Origin of the sequence: Pseudomonas sp. SW-3 (genome assembly GCF_016615645.1) — a bacterium.
Lineage (GTDB): Bacteria > Pseudomonadota > Gammaproteobacteria > Pseudomonadales > Pseudomonadaceae > Aquipseudomonas > Aquipseudomonas mandelii.
The window spans coordinates 377,886-393,473 of record NZ_CP067098.1; the positions used below are offsets into that span (position 1 = coordinate 377,886).

At 60.7% G+C, this 15,588-nt stretch carries 10 protein-coding genes and 1 pseudogene; 8 read left to right on the forward strand and 3 right to left on the reverse strand.

Annotation, left to right across the window (positions count from 1 at the left end):
• Nucleotides 1-62 precede the first annotated feature (62 nt).
• Nucleotides 63-1,883: a translational GTPase TypA gene (typA, locus tag JIO00_RS01725; RefSeq protein WP_010464551.1), complete on the forward strand. Its 1,821-nt coding sequence runs from the start codon at nt 63-65 to the stop codon at nt 1,881-1,883.
• Nucleotides 1,884-2,092: 209 nt separating this feature from the next.
• On the opposite strand, the gene JIO00_RS01730 is transcribed toward typA, so the two are convergent.
• Nucleotides 2,093-2,533, reverse strand: coding sequence for a YkgJ family cysteine cluster protein (locus JIO00_RS01730; RefSeq protein WP_102593477.1), 441 nt, complete (start codon nt 2,531-2,533; stop codon nt 2,093-2,095).
• A gap of 259 nt (nt 2,534-2,792) precedes the next feature.
• Between JIO00_RS01730 and JIO00_RS01735 the strand changes: the two genes are divergently transcribed.
• The 5 genes from JIO00_RS01735 (at nt 2,793) to JIO00_RS01755 (ending at nt 12,373) form a co-directional block, all read left to right on the forward strand.
• Complete coding sequence (locus JIO00_RS01735) at nt 2,793-5,243, forward strand: glycogen/starch/alpha-glucan phosphorylase (RefSeq protein WP_077747594.1); 2,451 nt, start codon at nt 2,793-2,795, stop codon at nt 5,241-5,243.
• 271 nt (nt 5,244-5,514) lie between these two features.
• Entirely contained in the window at nt 5,515-9,114 is a 3,600-nt protein-coding gene (locus JIO00_RS01740) for a DUF2339 domain-containing protein (protein WP_200667485.1), read from the forward strand.
• Nucleotides 9,111-10,484 carry a DUF3999 domain-containing protein gene (locus JIO00_RS01745; RefSeq protein WP_200667487.1) on the forward strand — a complete coding sequence of 458 codons (1,374 nt, stop codon included), beginning with the start codon at nt 9,111-9,113 and terminating at the stop codon, nt 10,482-10,484. The genes JIO00_RS01740 and JIO00_RS01745 overlap by 4 nt, the downstream gene beginning before the upstream one ends.
• A 272-nt stretch (nt 10,485-10,756) precedes the next feature.
• Complete coding sequence (locus tag JIO00_RS01750; RefSeq protein WP_200667489.1) at nt 10,757-11,767, forward strand: class 1 fructose-bisphosphatase; 1,011 nt, start codon at nt 10,757-10,759, stop codon at nt 11,765-11,767.
• Nucleotides 11,768-11,770: 3 nt separating this feature from the next.
• Nucleotides 11,771-12,373 carry a DUF924 family protein gene (locus JIO00_RS01755; protein WP_010464540.1) on the forward strand — a complete coding sequence of 201 codons (603 nt, stop codon included), beginning with the start codon at nt 11,771-11,773 and terminating at the stop codon, nt 12,371-12,373.
• A 116-nt stretch (nt 12,374-12,489) separates the two neighbouring features.
• Here the strand turns inward: JIO00_RS01755 and JIO00_RS30040 are convergent, their stop codons facing one another.
• Together JIO00_RS30040 and JIO00_RS30045 are read right to left on the reverse strand one after the other, a co-directional pair.
• Complete coding sequence (locus JIO00_RS30040; protein WP_442793946.1) at nt 12,490-13,254, reverse strand: methyl-accepting chemotaxis protein; 765 nt, start codon at nt 13,252-13,254, stop codon at nt 12,490-12,492.
• Between the two features lie 141 nt (nt 13,255-13,395).
• Nucleotides 13,396-14,382: pseudogene (locus JIO00_RS30045) on the reverse strand (cache domain-containing protein); the annotation flags it as partial.
• 285 nt (nt 14,383-14,667) lie between these two features.
• Here JIO00_RS30045 and JIO00_RS01765 point away from each other — a divergent pair.
• Both JIO00_RS01765 and JIO00_RS01770 read left to right on the forward strand, forming a co-directional pair.
• Nucleotides 14,668-14,922 carry a hypothetical protein gene (locus tag JIO00_RS01765; RefSeq protein WP_010464535.1) on the forward strand — a complete coding sequence of 85 codons (255 nt, stop codon included), beginning with the start codon at nt 14,668-14,670 and terminating at the stop codon, nt 14,920-14,922.
• Nucleotides 14,923-14,953: 31 nt separating this feature from the next.
• A complete protein-coding gene (locus tag JIO00_RS01770; RefSeq protein ID WP_010464533.1) occupies nt 14,954-15,523 on the forward strand; it encodes a lipocalin family protein in 570 nt (189 codons plus the stop codon).
• Nucleotides 15,524-15,588 lie beyond the last annotated feature (65 nt).

Below are 15,588 nucleotides of genomic sequence, written 5' to 3' on the forward strand. Positions count from 1 at the left end.
CTCTACTGTTAATCGCTGCCAAGACTTGTCAGCACACCGAATCCTCTGATCGAGATACACAAGTGATCGAAAATCTACGCAACATCGCCATCATTGCTCACGTTGACCATGGTAAGACCACCCTGGTAGACAAACTCTTGCGTCAATCCGGCACCCTGGAGCGCAACGAGCTCAACGACGAGCGCGTGATGGACTCCAACGACCAGGAGAAAGAACGCGGTATTACCATTCTGGCGAAAAACACCGCCATCAACTGGAACGGCTACCACATCAACATCGTGGACACCCCGGGCCACGCCGACTTCGGCGGCGAAGTTGAACGCGTAATGTCGATGGTTGACTCCGTTCTGCTGCTGGTTGACGCTCAAGACGGCCCTATGCCGCAAACCCGTTTCGTGACCAAGAAGGCTTTCGAAGCCGGCCTGCGTCCAATCGTGGTGATCAACAAGGTTGACCGTCCAGGCGCACGTCCGGACTGGGTTCTGGACCAGATCTTCGACCTGTTCGACAACCTCGGTGCTACCGAAGAACAGCTGGACTTCAAAGTCGTCTACGCCTCGGCCCTGAACGGCATTGCCGGTCTGGAACACACCGACATGGCTGAAGACATGACCCCGCTGTACCAGTCGATCGTCGACAACGTACCTGCGCCGAAAGTCGACCGTGAAGGTCCGTTCCAGATGCAGATCTCCGCTCTGGACTACAACAGCTTCCTGGGTGTTATCGGCGTTGGCCGTATCGCTCGTGGCCGCATCAAGCCGAACACTCCGGTTGTTGCTATCGACGCCGACGGCAAGAAGCGTAACGGTCGTATCCTGAAGCTGATGGGTCACCACGGTCTGCACCGTATCGACGTTGAAGAAGCAGCTGCCGGCGACATCGTCTGCATCAGCGGCTTCGACCAGCTGTTCATCTCCGACACTCTGTGCGACCCACTGAACGTCGAAGCGATGAAGCCGCTGACCGTTGACGAACCAACCGTTTCCATGACCTTCCAGGTAAACGACTCGCCTTTCTGCGGTAAAGAAGGCAAGTTCGTGACGTCCCGTAACATCAAGGAACGTCTGGACAAGGAACTGCTCTACAACGTTGCCCTGCGCGTTGAAGAAGGCGACACCGCCGACAAGTTCAAAGTCTCCGGCCGTGGTGAGCTGCACCTCTCGGTACTGATCGAAACCATGCGTCGCGAAGGCTTCGAAATGGGTGTTGGTCGTCCGGAAGTGATCATCCGCATGGTTGACGGCGTGAAGCACGAACCGTACGAAAACGTGACCATCGACCTGCCAGAAGAATCGCAAGGTTCGATCATGGAACAGATCGGTATCCGTAAAGGCGACCTGACCAACATGGTTCCGGATGGCAAGGGCCGTGTGCGCCTTGAGTACAACATCCCGGCTCGTGGCCTGATCGGTTTCCGTAACGAGTTCCTGACCCTGACCTCCGGTGCAGGCATCCTGACCTCGATCTTCGACCGTTACGACGTGATGAAGTCCGGCGACATGTCCGGCCGTCAAAACGGCGTGCTGGTTTCGGTTGCTACCGGTAAGGCTCTGACTTACTCGCTGGAAACCCTGCAAGCTCGCGGCAAACTGTTCCTGGGTCACGGTGAAGACGTGTACGAAGGTCAAATCGTCGGCATCAACAGCCGCGACAACGACCTGGGCGTCAACCCAACCAAAGGCAAGAAGCTCGACAACATGCGTGCCTCGGGTAAAGACGAAACCATCGCTCTGGTTCCGCCTATCCGTTTCACCCTGGAACAAGCTCTGGAATTCGTTCAAGAAGACGAATTGTGCGAAGTCACTCCTAAGTCCATCCGTCTTCGCAAGAAGATCCTGGGCGAAAGCGAGCGTACCCGCGCTGCCAAGAAAGCCGGTAACTGAGTCTCGACTTAGTTAACTGCTAAAAAAACGCCCCCGACCGCAAGGTCGGGGGCGTTTTTGTTTGTCTGGGGTTTGTGCGGTGTCAGTTCGGGTCCCTTCGCGGGCAAGCCTCGCTCCTACGGGTTTTGCACGCGTCACAAGAACGGCGCATGACCTGTAGGAGCGAGGCTCGCCCGCGAAGGCGATCTATCCGGCAGCGTGATTGCAGATCAGAACTTCTCAAGCGTCCTACGGCTGGCGCTGCTCTCGCGCACCACTTCTTTAGGCTTGTATGCGCAATACCCCGGCCGTGGCCCGATTTTCGGGTGATTGCGGCAAGTGTCCGGGCGCTTTTCATAAATAGTGCACAGACGGCTCTTACGATCCAGGTACAGGCAATCGTTGTTGCTCATGCGCTGGAGGGTGAAGATCTCGGACTTCTGGTTGTAACGCTCGACGATCCCTTCCTTCTGCAAGCGCTTGGCAATGTTCTTTGGCGGCTCGCCGCGCTCGAACTCGTCGACGATGCCGATGCGGATCAGGTCCTTGATCTTGACCTCGACCGGCAGCGTGCAGCAGCTGGATACACACGAGCCGCACATCGGTGCAGAATATTTGGCCCAGGTATCGAGGCGATCGATCTCCGCAGCGGCGATCAGGTTGGACTTCATCATCGGTTGTTACCAGCGTGTGCATCAGGGCGCGCGATCATACCGGGACTGGTGGATTTTTGAACAACCTTTCGCCAGATTTTTTCTCCTTCGCTCAAATAACACCGTTAATCCGGCACGGCCCCTGCATTGATTCAGGCACATGACAATGTAATGCCGCCCTATCTCGCACTATCAGGAAAAACTGCCGAACCAGAGTCCCAACGGCCTGTCAGACCGTCTAGGCTCAACAACTCCACGCTCGCTCGAGGTCCTATCGATGACTCAAGAACCACTTGTTCGCGAAGCAGAGGTGGCCGCATTTCGCGATGCCGTCTTGACCAAACTCACCTACGCGGTGGGCAAAGACCCGGATCACGCCTTCGACCACGACTGGTTCGAAGCCATTGCGTTGGCAGCGCGCGATCACATGGTCGAGCACTGGATGGATCACACCCGGCAGATCTACCGCAAAGGTCAGAAACGGGTTTACTACCTCTCCCTGGAATTTCTCATCGGCCGGCTGCTCTACGACAGCCTGAGCAACCTTGGCCTGCTCGACGTCGCCCGCGAAGCGCTGACTGAACTCGGCGTCGACCTGGAACGTATCCGCCTGCTGGAGCCCGACGCGGCGCTGGGCAACGGCGGCCTCGGTCGTCTGGCAGCGTGCTTCATGGAAAGCATGTCGACCCTCGGCATCGCTGGCCACGGCTACGGTATTCGTTATGAACACGGCTTGTTCCGCCAGGCCATCGTTGACGGCTGGCAGCAGGAGCAAACCGAACACTGGCTGGACTTCGGCAACCCGTGGGAATTTGAACGGCCTGAAGTCGTGTACCCGATCGGCTTCGGCGGCAGTGTCGAAACCGTCACCGATGAAAACGGCAAGTCCAAGCAAGTCTGGTCCCCGGCGGAAACCGTGCGGGCCATTGCCTACGACACGCCGGTGGTCGGCTGGCGCGGGGCGAGCGTCAATACGCTGCGCCTGTGGCGTGCCCGCGCCATGGAAGATTTGCACCTGGAGCGCTTCAACGCCGGTGACCATTTGGGCGCTGTGGCCGAAGTCGCCCGGGCAGAAAGCATCTCCCGCGTGCTCTACCCGGCGGACAGCACCGAAGCCGGCCAGGAACTGCGCCTGCGACAGGAATACTTCTTTGTCGCCGCGTCCTTGCAGGACTTGCTGCGCCGCCATCGCAACATGCACACCTCGGTCCTGACCCTGGGCGACCACGCGGCGATCCAGCTCAACGACACGCACCCGTCAATCGCCGTGGCCGAACTGATGCGTCAGCTCGTCGACGTCTACGACGTGGCGTGGGATGCCGCATGGCAGGTCACTGTCGACACGCTCTCGTACACCAACCACACGCTGTTGCCGGAAGCGCTGGAAACCTGGCCGGTCGGTTTGATGGAGCGGATGCTGCCGCGGCACATGCAGATCATTTACCAGATCAACGCCCAGCACATCGATTCGCTGCGCGCCAAAGGCATTCACGACTTCGACGTGCTGCGCGCGGTGTCGCTGATCGAGGAAGACAACGGCCGCCGAGTGCGCATGGGCAACCTGGCGTTCCTCGGATCCCACAGCGTCAACGGCGTGTCCGCGCTGCACACGCAGCTGATGCGCAAAACCGTGTTCTCCGAACTGCACAAGCTCTATCCAGAGCGGATCAACAACAAGACCAACGGCATCACCTTCCGCCGCTGGCTCTACCAGGCCAACCCCGAGCTGACGTCGATGATGGTCGACGCCCTCGGCCCGGACCTGTTGGACAACGCTGAAGCACGCCTGAAGGAACTGGAGCCGTTTGCCGAGAAAGCTGCGTTCCGCAAAGCCTTCGCCGAGCAGCGGCTGCACAGCAAAAAAGCCCTGGCGTACCTGATTCATGAACGACTGGGGATCGCGGTCAACCCGGCGGCCATGTTCGACGTGCAGGTCAAGCGGATCCACGAATACAAACGCCAGTTACTCAACCTGATGCACACCGTGGCGTTGTACCAGGCGATTCGCGCCGAGCCGGAAATCGACTGGGTGCCGCGGGTGAAGATCTTCGCCGGCAAGGCGGCGGCCAGTTATCACCAGGCCAAGCTGATCATCAAGTTGACCAACGACATCGCCCGGGTGGTGAACAACGACCCGACGGTGCGCGGACTGCTCAAAGTGGTGTTCCTGCCCAACTACAACGTCAGCCTGGCGGAAAGCATCATTCCGGCGGCGGATTTGTCTGAGCAGATTTCCACCGCGGGCTTTGAAGCCTCGGGCACCAGCAACATGAAGTTCGGCCTCAACGGTGCGCTGACCATCGGCACCCTCGATGGCGCCAACGTCGAAATGTGCGAGTTCATCGGCCCCGAGCACATGTTCATCTTCGGCCTCAGTGCCCAGCAGGTTGAGGCGCGCAAGCAGAACCATGAGTTCAATGCGACGCCGGATATTGCCGCATCACACCGTTTGAATGACGTGCTGCAAGCGATTCGCGGCGGGGTGTTCTCGCCGGATGATCCGGCCCGTTACACCGGGTTGATCGACTCGCTGATCGATTACGACCGCTTCCTGGTCTGCGCCGATTTCGATTCCTATTGGGACGCGCAGATGCGCGTGGAAGCCCATTGGCATGATTCGCAAGCCTGGTGGCGTTCGGCGGTGTTGAATACTTCCCGGATGGGCTGGTTCTCGTCCGACCGGACCATTCGCGAGTACGCCACGGATATCTGGAAGGCATTGGAGTAACTTTTAGCAATAATTGCGAGCAAGGCCCGGCGGTTGTTGGGCCTGATCGATATACTAAGCCCCAGTTTCACCGGGCAGCAGGCACTGGCAATCCATTGTGGGAGCGAGCCTGCTCGCGAAAGCGGTCTGACATTCAACGTCAATGCTGAATGTCATGGCCCCTTCGCGAGCAGGCTCGCTCCCACAGGTTTGTGTGGTTTCACACTAGACTCAGCCAGAGACTGCTTCACCCGGATTCGCCCCGCAGCGGGGCCGCTTAGGGATATCGACCATGCAATGGATGTTCATGCTGATTGGGCTGGTGCTGGGTTGGATACTCGATGAGTCATTCAGCGATGCGCTATTGGGTGCGCTGCTCGGGTTGGGAGTAGGGCAGGCCATTCGTATCGGCCGCCTGGATTCAGAAGCGACCGAGCAGCGTCGACTGCTGGAGCAGTCGCAGGTTGCGCTCAATGGCGTGCAGCAACGCCTGGCATTGTTGGAGGTGCCGGGCGTCACAACGCCTGAAACCAGCGAGCCGGTTGCCAGCGAAGCCGCTCCGTCGCCTGACTTCACCCTCGATGACATTCCTGTCGAAACCCCCGAGCTGATCTGGGATCTTCCGCCCGAACTCGAGCCGATGAGCGCAACGGCAGCGCAAACCAGCCGTCCGCTGCCCGACGATGTCTGGAAACCCGAGCCTGTTACCCGCGAACCGCAACAACCCGCCGTCCCGCGTGGCCCGAACTTCATCGAGCGGGCCATCAGCGGCGCTCGCAACTGGCTGTTCGGCGGCAACACCGTGCTGCGGGTCGGCGTGGTGCTGTTGTTCCTCGGTCTGGCGTTCTTGCTGCGGTATGCCACCGAAGGCATGGTGGTGCCGATCGAACTGCGTTACGCCGGGGTTGCGGCCGCTGCGTTGGGCTTGCTTGGTCTGGGTTGGTGGCTCAGGACACGCAATAGCAATTACGCGCTGATGCTGCAAGGCACCGGCATCGCCGTGTTGTACCTGACGGTGTTTGCCGCGATGCGCCTGCACCCGCTGCTCGATCCAAGCGCCGCCCTGGGCCTGCTGGTCGCGGTCACGGTGTTCTCGGCGATTCTCGCCATCACCCAGGATGCGTTGGGCCTGGCCGCGGCCGCTGCACTCGGCGGCTTCGCGGCACCGATCCTGACTTCCACCGGCGCCGGCAACCACGTCGCGCTGTTCAGCTACTTCGCCTTGCTCAACGCCGGCATCCTCGCCATCGCCTGGTTCAAGGCCTGGCGACTGCTGAACCTGATCGGTTTCGTCGGCACCTTCGGCATCGGTTTCGCCTGGGGCCTGCGCTCCTACACACCGGAATTGCTGTGGAGCACCGAACCGTTCCTGGTGCTGTTCTTCCTGATGTACCTGGCCATCGGTCTGCTGTTTGCCCGGCGCAAGTTGCTGGAGATGAGCGACGCCCCCGAGGACGGCAGCCGCGAGGCGCTGCTGCGCTGGTCGGTGCGCAAGGGCGATTACGTCGACGGCACGATGCTGTTCGGCCCGCCGCTGGTGGGCTTCGGATTGCAGTTCGCGCTGGTTCAGCATTTGGAGTTTGCCGCAGCGTTCAGTGCCTTGGCCTTGGGCATGATCTACATGGGCCTGGCGCGTTTCCTGATGGGCGGCCGCGCATTGCTGCTCGCGGAAACCTGCCTGGCGCTGGGCGTGATCTTCGCCAGCCTGGCGATTCCGCTGGGGCTCGACGCGCGCTGGACGGCTGCCGCTTGGGCGGTCGAGGGCGCGGGCATTTTCTGGCTCGGCCTGCGTCAGCAACGACCGCTGGCTCGTGCGTTTGCCTTGCTGCTGCAACTGGGCTCGGCCATCGCGTTTGTCAGCGAATTGCGCATCGGCGACGGCAGTTTGCTCGACGGCGCTCCGCTTGGCGCGTTGATGCTCGGCGTGGCGTTGTTGTTCAGCTTCTATCAATTGCGCAAAGCCCTGCCCGAACAGACATCGGAATGGGAGCGCAAAGGGCGGCCGGTGTTGGCTTGCCTGGGCCTGACCTTCCTCTATCTGTTGGCGCCATTGTTCTTCCTGACCCACGGCACCGCCATCAGTTGGGCGCTGGCGGGGTTGGCGACGTTGTTTGTCGGCTTGCGCCTGCAATCGCGCACGTTCCTGTTCACCGCGTTTGCTGTCCAGTTGCTCGGCGGTGCGCTGTTCCTGCTGCGCTTGCAAGGTTCCAGCGGTGAGTCTGGCGCCGTGTTCAGCGCGGGTTGGAGCGGTTTGCTCAGCGCCTCCCTGATTGGCTTCGCGCTGATCGCCGGCATGTTGCTCGCCGCGCGTGATGAGATGGTGCGCAGCGATGTCCGGCTACTGCGCGGCTTGTCGGTGGTGTTGCTGGCGGGTCTGGTGCTGATCAATCTGGCGGTGCTGTTCGTGCTGCCCTGGCAGACCGCGAGTGCGGTGTGGGCGGCCAGTGGCTTGTTCATCATATGGCTGAGCCTGTACCTCAAGCAGCGCGTGAGTTTTGTCTTCGGTTTGCTTTTGCAGTTGATTGGCGGCGCGGCGTTCCTGTTCGCGGGGCCGGACCTGCTCGGGCCGCTGGCCAGCGAAGGGTTGAAACCTCTGGCCCACAGCGGTTTCTGGACGCCGCTGGTGTTGGGCCTGGCCGCGATGGTCGGAGCGTGGCGCTTGCAACTTGGCAACCATGCCTCGGCGTTTGATGTGCTGAGCTTGCAGCGTTTGTCCGAAGTGTTGCTGGTGTGGGGCGCAGGCTGGTGGGCGCTGGCGTGGATCAGCGAAGTGCTGCGTTTTGCACCGCTGAATCTGCAAGCAACCTTGTTGCTGGCGGTTGCCGCCTTGAGCGTGGCGCTGTGGGCGGTGTTGGCGCTGCGCTTGAATTGGTCGTCGCTGGGCCTGCTTTGCACCTTGCTGATGCCCGCTGCCGGTCTGGTACTGCTCGCCGCGTGGCACTCGCGTTATCACCCGGCAGCCAATTTCGGTTGGCTGGTGTGGGCGGCCGTGTTCGTTGTGCATTTCATCTCCCTGCGACGTCTGGCGCCGATGTTGCCGGCGCGTGCCCTGAGCACCGCTCATGTGCTCGGCTGCTGGCTGTTGATCGGTGTGCTGGCCTTGGAGCTGCGTTACGGTTTGCTGCTGTTGTCCGAGCAGTACAACGCCTGGCGCTGGCTGGGTTGGGCGATCCTGCCGAGTCTGTATCTGGTGCTGATGGCGGCGCCACGGAATGGGCCTTGGCCTGTTTCGGCGTATCCACGCGAGTACCGTTTCTATGCGGCGGCACCGTTGGCGCTGCTGATGCTCGGCTGGTTCTGGCTGGCGAATATCGTCAGCGACGGCACGGCCGAGCCGCTGCCCTATGTGCCGCTGGTCAATCCGTTGGAGTTGGGTCTGCTGTTTGCGCTGTTCGGCGTCTACGTCTGGTCCCGTAGCGCCGTGACGCAACTGGCGATTCGCAAAGATTACATAGCGCACGCCACGCAACTGATCGCCGGAGTCTCGCTGTTCGCGTTCTTCACCGCACTGGTGATGCGCACCGCGCACCATTGGGGCGGTGTGCCGTTCGAGCTCGATGCGTTGCTTGAATCGATGCTGGTGCAGGCGGGGCTGTCCATCGTCTGGACCCTGATGGCGCTGAGCCTGATGATCGGCGGCCATCTGCGTCATCGCCGTGAAGTCTGGCTGATCGGCGCCGCGCTGATTGGCGTGGTGGTGGCCAAACTGTTCTTTGTCGAACTGAGTAACCGTGGCGGCCTTGCGCGGATTGTGTCGTTTATCGGCGTCGGCGTGTTGCTGCTGGTGGTGGGCTATTTCGCGCCGCTGCCGCCCAAGCGCGCCGAGGCTGCGCGCCAAGGCGGAGCCGACGCTGAAAGGCCGGCCCCTGAAACCGAAGGAGTGTCGTCTTGAGTCAGAAGTTGAACCTGGGCTGGTTGGGCGCTGTTGCGTTGGGTGTGGCGCTGTCCGCCAGCGCTCAGGAAAAACCGGCGGACTTTGCCACGCACGTGCCGTTGTCGGTGAACGGCGAAGGGCCTTGGTATCGCCTCGAATTGCCCTTGAGCGTGCAACTGAATGCGCGGCAAACGGACCTCAGCGATGTTCGCGTGTTCAACGCTGCCGGTGAGGCCCAGGCCTACGCCTTGGCGCGCGAGGCGGCGTCAACCCGGGAAAATCGCACGCTGACCGATGTGAAGTGGTTCCCGCTGTACACCTCGGCGGACGCCACGGAGCGTGCGCCGGGCATCCGCGTGCAATCGAGCGAGAACGGCACGTTGGTCGAAGTGCAACCGTCCAGTCAGCTGGAGGCGGGCGAAGAAGTGCTGCGCGGCTGGTTGCTCGACGCCAGCGCCATCAAGGCGCCGTTGCAGCAGTTGATCCTCGACTGGACCAGCGAGCGCGATGGCTTTCAGCGTTTCACCATCGAGGCCAGCGACGACTTGCAGCATTGGCAGTCGTGGGGCGAAGGCCAGGTGGCGCGGCTGACGTTTGCCGATGAACGGGTCGAGCAGCATGAAGTCGGCTTGCCGGGGCAATCGGCGCGTTATCTGCGCCTGCTGTGGAATTCACCGCAATTGGCACCGACGCTGACGTCTGCGCAGCTGCAAAGCGCGAGTCCCCGCAGTCTGCCGCTGCCGTTGGTCTGGTCGCAGCCGCTGGCGGGCAGCAGCGTGAAGGCGGGTGAGTACACCTGGCAGTTGCCGATGGGGCTGAATGTCGAGCGGGTCCAGGTCGAGCTGAGTCAGCCCAACAGCCTGGCGCCGGTGACGTTGTCCGGTCGTCGCGAAAGCAGCCTGCCGTGGCAGCCGCTGACCAGCGGTTTGCTCTATCGCCTGACCCAGAGTGGCCAGGACGTGGTGCAGAACGAATTGCAGCTGTCGGGGCAAACCGTGCAGCAGTTGAAGCTGGTCGTGGATGAGCGCGGCGGTGGCTTGGGTGCTGAAGCGCCGACGTTGAAGTTTGCTGTGCGCTCGATGCAATTGGTGTTCCTGGCGCGTGGGGCGGGGCCTTATACGCTGGCGCTGGGGAGTGCGACGGTGAAGGCGGCGAACCTGCCGTTGTCGACGCTGATCCCGGATTACAGCGCGGCCAAGTGGGCGGCGCTGGGCAAGGCTTCGGTGGAGGGTGCGGCGGTGGTGAGCAACTCTTCCACGGTGACGGCGGCCGCGACAGCGGACACGGACTGGAAGAAGTTCGGGTTGTGGGGGGTGTTGCTGCTGAGCGTGCTGTTTCTCGCAGCGATGGCGTTCAGTTTGCTGCGCAAGCCCCCCGTTAAACCCTGAACCTGTGGCGAGGGAGCTTGCTCCCGTTCGGCTGCGAAGCAGTCGTGACTTCGGCGGCTGCATGTTCTCGGACAAATGGCGGCGAATGCTTCAGGGGGCCGCTTCGCACCCCAACGGGAGCAAGCTCCCTCGCCGCCATAGAGTTCATTTACGGCTACGCTCAACCCCGCGCATGAACTCTATTGGGCGTATCACGTCTGATAGGAGGAAATGCGCCTCGACTCGCGTTAAACTGCGCGGGTTTTTAGCCCCCAATTCCACCGGAGCCTTCCATGTCCCGCGTTACCCTGAGTCGCTATTTGATTGAGCAGACCCGTAGCAACAACACCCCTGCCGATCTGCGTTTCCTGATCGAAGTGGTGGCGCGTGCTTGCAAGGAAATCAGCCACGCCGTGTCCAAGGGCGCCCTGGGCGGCGTTCTGGGCAGCATGGGCACTGAAAACGTCCAAGGCGAAGTGCAGAAGAAGCTTGATGTGATGTCCAACGACATCCTGCTCGAAGCCAACGAATGGGGCGGTCACCTGGCCGGTATGGCATCCGAAGAAATGGATAATGCCTACCAGATCCCGGGCAAATACCCGAAAGGCGCGTACCTGCTGGTATTCGACCCACTGGATGGTTCGTCGAACATCGACATCAACGCGCCGGTCGGTACGATCTTCTCGGTGCTGCGTTGCCCGAACGAATACCTGACCCAGAACGAGCCTTTGAACGAAAAGGCCTTCCTGCAGCCAGGCACTCAGCAGGTTGCCGCCGGTTATGCGATTTACGGTCCACAGACCATGCTGGTGCTGACCCTGGGCAATGGCGTGAAGGGCTTTACCCTGGACCGTGAAATGGGCAGCTTCGTGCTGACCCATGAAGACATCACGATCCCTGAGTCCACGCAGGAATTTGCGATCAACTCGTCCAACAAGCGTCACTGGGAAGCGCCGGTACAACGTTATGTCGACGAATTGCTGGCTGGCGATGAAGGCCCGCTGAAAAAGAACTACAACATGCGCTGGGTCGCGGCGATGGTTGCCGACGTACACCGTATCCTGACCCGTGGCGGTCTGTTCATGTACCCACGCGACAACCGCGAGCCGTCCAAGCCGGGCAAACTGCGTCTGATGTACGAAGCCAACCCGATGTCGTTCCTGGTTGAGCAGGCTGGCGGCGCTTCCACCGATGGCCATCAGCGCATCCTCGACATCAAGCCTGAGGGCTTGCACCAGCGTGTTGCGGTGTTCCTCGGTTCGAAAGAAGAAGTCGCACGCGTCACGGCTTACCACAAGGAATAAACCATGACCGCGCCCTGGCAGCCGTTGCTCGAGTGGTGGTTCGGAACCTTCGAATCCCCCCAAGACATAGCGGCTGACAAGGGCAAGTTATGGTTCGGCAAGCGCGACATCCAGGACCTCGAAGCGCAGACGCGTTTCGGGGACTGGGTCGAGCAGGCACTGGCCGGCGGATTGACTGAGTGGGCGCAACGCCCCGAAGGTTGGCTGGCCCTGGTGCTGCTGCTCGATCAGCTCCCGCGAATGATCTTTCGCGACACCCCCAAATCCTTTTCAGGCGATCTCAGGGCTCAGGCACTGGTGGCGCAAGGCATTGCTGCGGATTTCGATCGGCAGTTGCGGCCGATTCAGCGGGTGTTTATCTACCTGGTGTTTGAACATTGCGAGAATCTGGCGGTGCAGAACGAGGCGGTTTCGCGGTACATCGATCTGGTTGCGCAACAGCCTGAGAGTGATCGGGCACTGTTTATCGACTATCTGAACTATGCCGAGAAGCATCAGCAGGTGATTGCGCGGTTTGGGCGGTTTCCGCACAGGAATGCGGTGTTGGGAAGGGAGTCTACGGCTGAAGAGCTGGCGTTTCTTTCCGGGCCCGGTTCTCGCTTTTAGTTTTCTGCTGTAGCTGATGCCGCCATCGCCAGCAGGCTGGCTCCCACATTGGGTTTGTGTCGTTCACAATCCCCTGTGGGAGCCAGCCTGCTGGCGATGGGGCCAGTGAAAGCCGCTTAAATCCGGAAGCTGCCCACCAACTGCTTCAACCGTGCCGCCTGCTGCTCAAGGTCCGCACATGCACGCAACGTCGACTGCAAGTTCTCCACCCCTTCCTGGTTCAACGTATTGATCTCGGTAATGTCGACATTGATCGACTCCACCACAGCGGTCTGCTCTTCAGTCGCGGTCGCCACGGACTGGTTCATCCCGTCGATCTCCCCAATACGCTGGGTCACGCTGCCCAGACGCTCACCGGCCTGGTTGGCGATGCCGACGCTGCTTTCGCTCTGGCGCTGGCTGTCGGTCATGGTGCTCACCGCTTCCCGGGCGCCGACTTGCAGTTCCTCGATCATCTTCTGCACTTGCTGCGCCGAATCCTGAGTGCGATGGGCGAGGTTGCGCACTTCGTCCGCAACCACGGCAAAACCACGTCCGGCTTCACCGGCGCGGGCAGCTTCGATGGCGGCGTTCAATGCCAGCAAATTGGTTTGCTGCGAGATGCTGGTGATCACTTCCAGAATCTGCCCGATGTTCACCGTGTTGCTGTTGAGCGTTTCGATGTTGCCGCACGAATCGCTGATCTTCGCCGAGAGCTGCTGCATCGCCGCGATGGTTTTATCCACCACGTGCTGACCTTCTTCGGCCAATGCGCGGGCATCGCTCGAATGCTGGGAGGCGAGGGCGGCGTTCTGGGCAATTTCCTGGGCGGCAGCGCCCAGTTCGTTGATCGCTGCAGCCACGCTGCTGGTGCGCGAGGCTTGCTGATCGGAATTGAACATTGACGAGTTCGACGCGGCAACCACACGCAAGGCGACTTCGTTGACCTGGCCGGTGGCCGAAGACACTTCGCGGATCGAGGTGTGAATACGTTCCACGAAGCGGTTGAACGAGGTGCCCAAGGCACCGAATTCATCGTGGCCGTGGATGGTCAGGCGTTTGGTCAGGTCACCTTCGCCTTCGGCGATGTCATGCATGGCGCGGCCCATGGTCAGCAGCGGCTGCATCAGAAAGCTGATCAACATGCCCAGCAACGCGATGATGATGACAACGGCGATGACCATGGCAATGATCGCCGAGGTACGGAATTCGCTGAGCATCGAGAACGCGGTGTCCTGGTCCAGCACCAGCGCCACGTACCAGTCGGCCGAGGGCACACCGTTGACGTGGGTAAAGGAGATGAACTGGGTCTTGCCGTCGAGCTCGACTTCTTTCATGCCCGGGCTGACTTTTGGTGCGCCGTTCGGGTAGGCCTCGGCGAGGCTCTTGAGCACCAGTTTGCTGTCCGGGTGGATCAGGATCTTGCCGTCGGCGCTGACGATGAACGCGTGGCCGTGACCGCCGAAGTTCAGCGAGTTGATGATTGCGCTGACGCTCGACAGGTCGATGTCCGCGCCGGCGACGCCGATCATCTGGCTCTGATGCTGCACCGGCGTGGCCACGGTGATCACCAGTTTGCCGGACGAGGCGGCGATGTACGGTTCGGTGACGATGGTCTGTTGCGCGCTGTTGGCCGCCTTGTACCAGCCACGTGCGCGAGGATCGTAGTCTGCCGCACGATTGCCCGCCGGGATCGAGAACATCACGCCGTCAGTGCCACCGAAGTAGCTCAGCTGGAAGTTGCCGGTGTAGGCCGGCAAGTCGATGGCGCGTTTGAGGCTGGCGGGTGTGCTGCCGTCCACTGTGATCTGCTGGGACAACGATTGCAGCAACTGGATGCGGCTTTCCAGCCAGGTCTGGATGTTGCGGGTGGTCAGGCTGCCGAGTTCCTGCATCGAGGATTCGGTACTGCTGCGCAAGGTCTGGCGCTGACGGTAGTCGTTGAACAGGATGAAGCAGGCAAACGCAACAGCGACCACGAGGGCGGCTGCCAGCAGGATCTTGTGGCTGAATTTCATGTTTCTGGTCATTAAGTGCACTACCGCGGAGGGGCTGGTCAGCGAGGGGGCGTCAATTTGCCACAGTCGAGGGCTTTGCGCTGCTTCTATGTCGACTGGCCAGCGCCAAAGATTAGGCGTGTTTTTGCGAAAACCGATGAAATACTCAGCGGCGCAGGAAAGTTGCTGATTTTTCGAAAAAAGGCAGACGAGCGGCCCGATAAATAGCCGGGCGGTCGGGGAACCAGATGGGGGTTTTCTCTTCTAAGCTTCTGCTTGGCAGCCATGCCATTCCCCCCTCGCCCCAGGAGCTACACCATGTCGCTGCGTTCTATCGCCCTGCTCTCGTTCTGCGTGTTGTTGGCCGCATGCAGCAAGGTCAATCAGGAAAACTATTCGAAACTGTCGGCCGGCATGCCCAAGGCAGAGGTTGAAGCCTTGTTGGGTAAAGCCACTGATTGCTCGGGCGCGCTCGGCATGTCCAGTTGCACCTGGGGTGACAAGAACAGCTTTATCAGCGTGCAGTACGCCGGTGACAAAGTACTGATGTTTTCCGGCCAAGGCCTGAAGTAATCCGGGGCTACGCGCCCACGGGAGAAAAACAATGAAGCGGTTATTGATACTCCTTTTTGCCGGCCTGGTATTGGCCGGCTGCGCCACTTCTGGCACAGATCCGTTGGCGCCGAAAACCGTCAACAGCGTCAATCTCAAGAAATACCAGGGCACCTGGTACGAGTTGGCCCGCCTGCCGATGTATTTCCAACGCAACTGCGCACAATCCGAAGCCCATTACACGCTCAATCCTGACGGCAAGGTGCAGGTGCTGAACCGCTGCCTGACGGCGGACTGGCAATGGGAAGAGGCCAAGGGCACGGCTTATCCACAAGTGCCGGGCAAGACCGACAAGTTGTGGGTCGAGTTCGATACCTGGTTCTCGCGCTTGCTGCCAGGTGTGGCGAAGGGGGAATACTGGGTGCTTTACGTCAGCGACGATTACAAGACCGCCATCGTCGGTGACCCGAGCCGCAAGTACCTGTGGCTGCTGTCGCGCACGCCGACGGTCAACGGTGTAGTGCGTGAAGAACTGCTGAGCAAGGCGCGTCAGCAAGGCTACGACACTACGCGGCTGATCTGGCGCGCGTCGGATACGCAGATGGCCAAGACCTCGAACTGACGGCTAGTAAAGAACAAATGTGGGAGCGAGCCTGCTCGCGATAGCGGAGTATCAGTCAACACTTC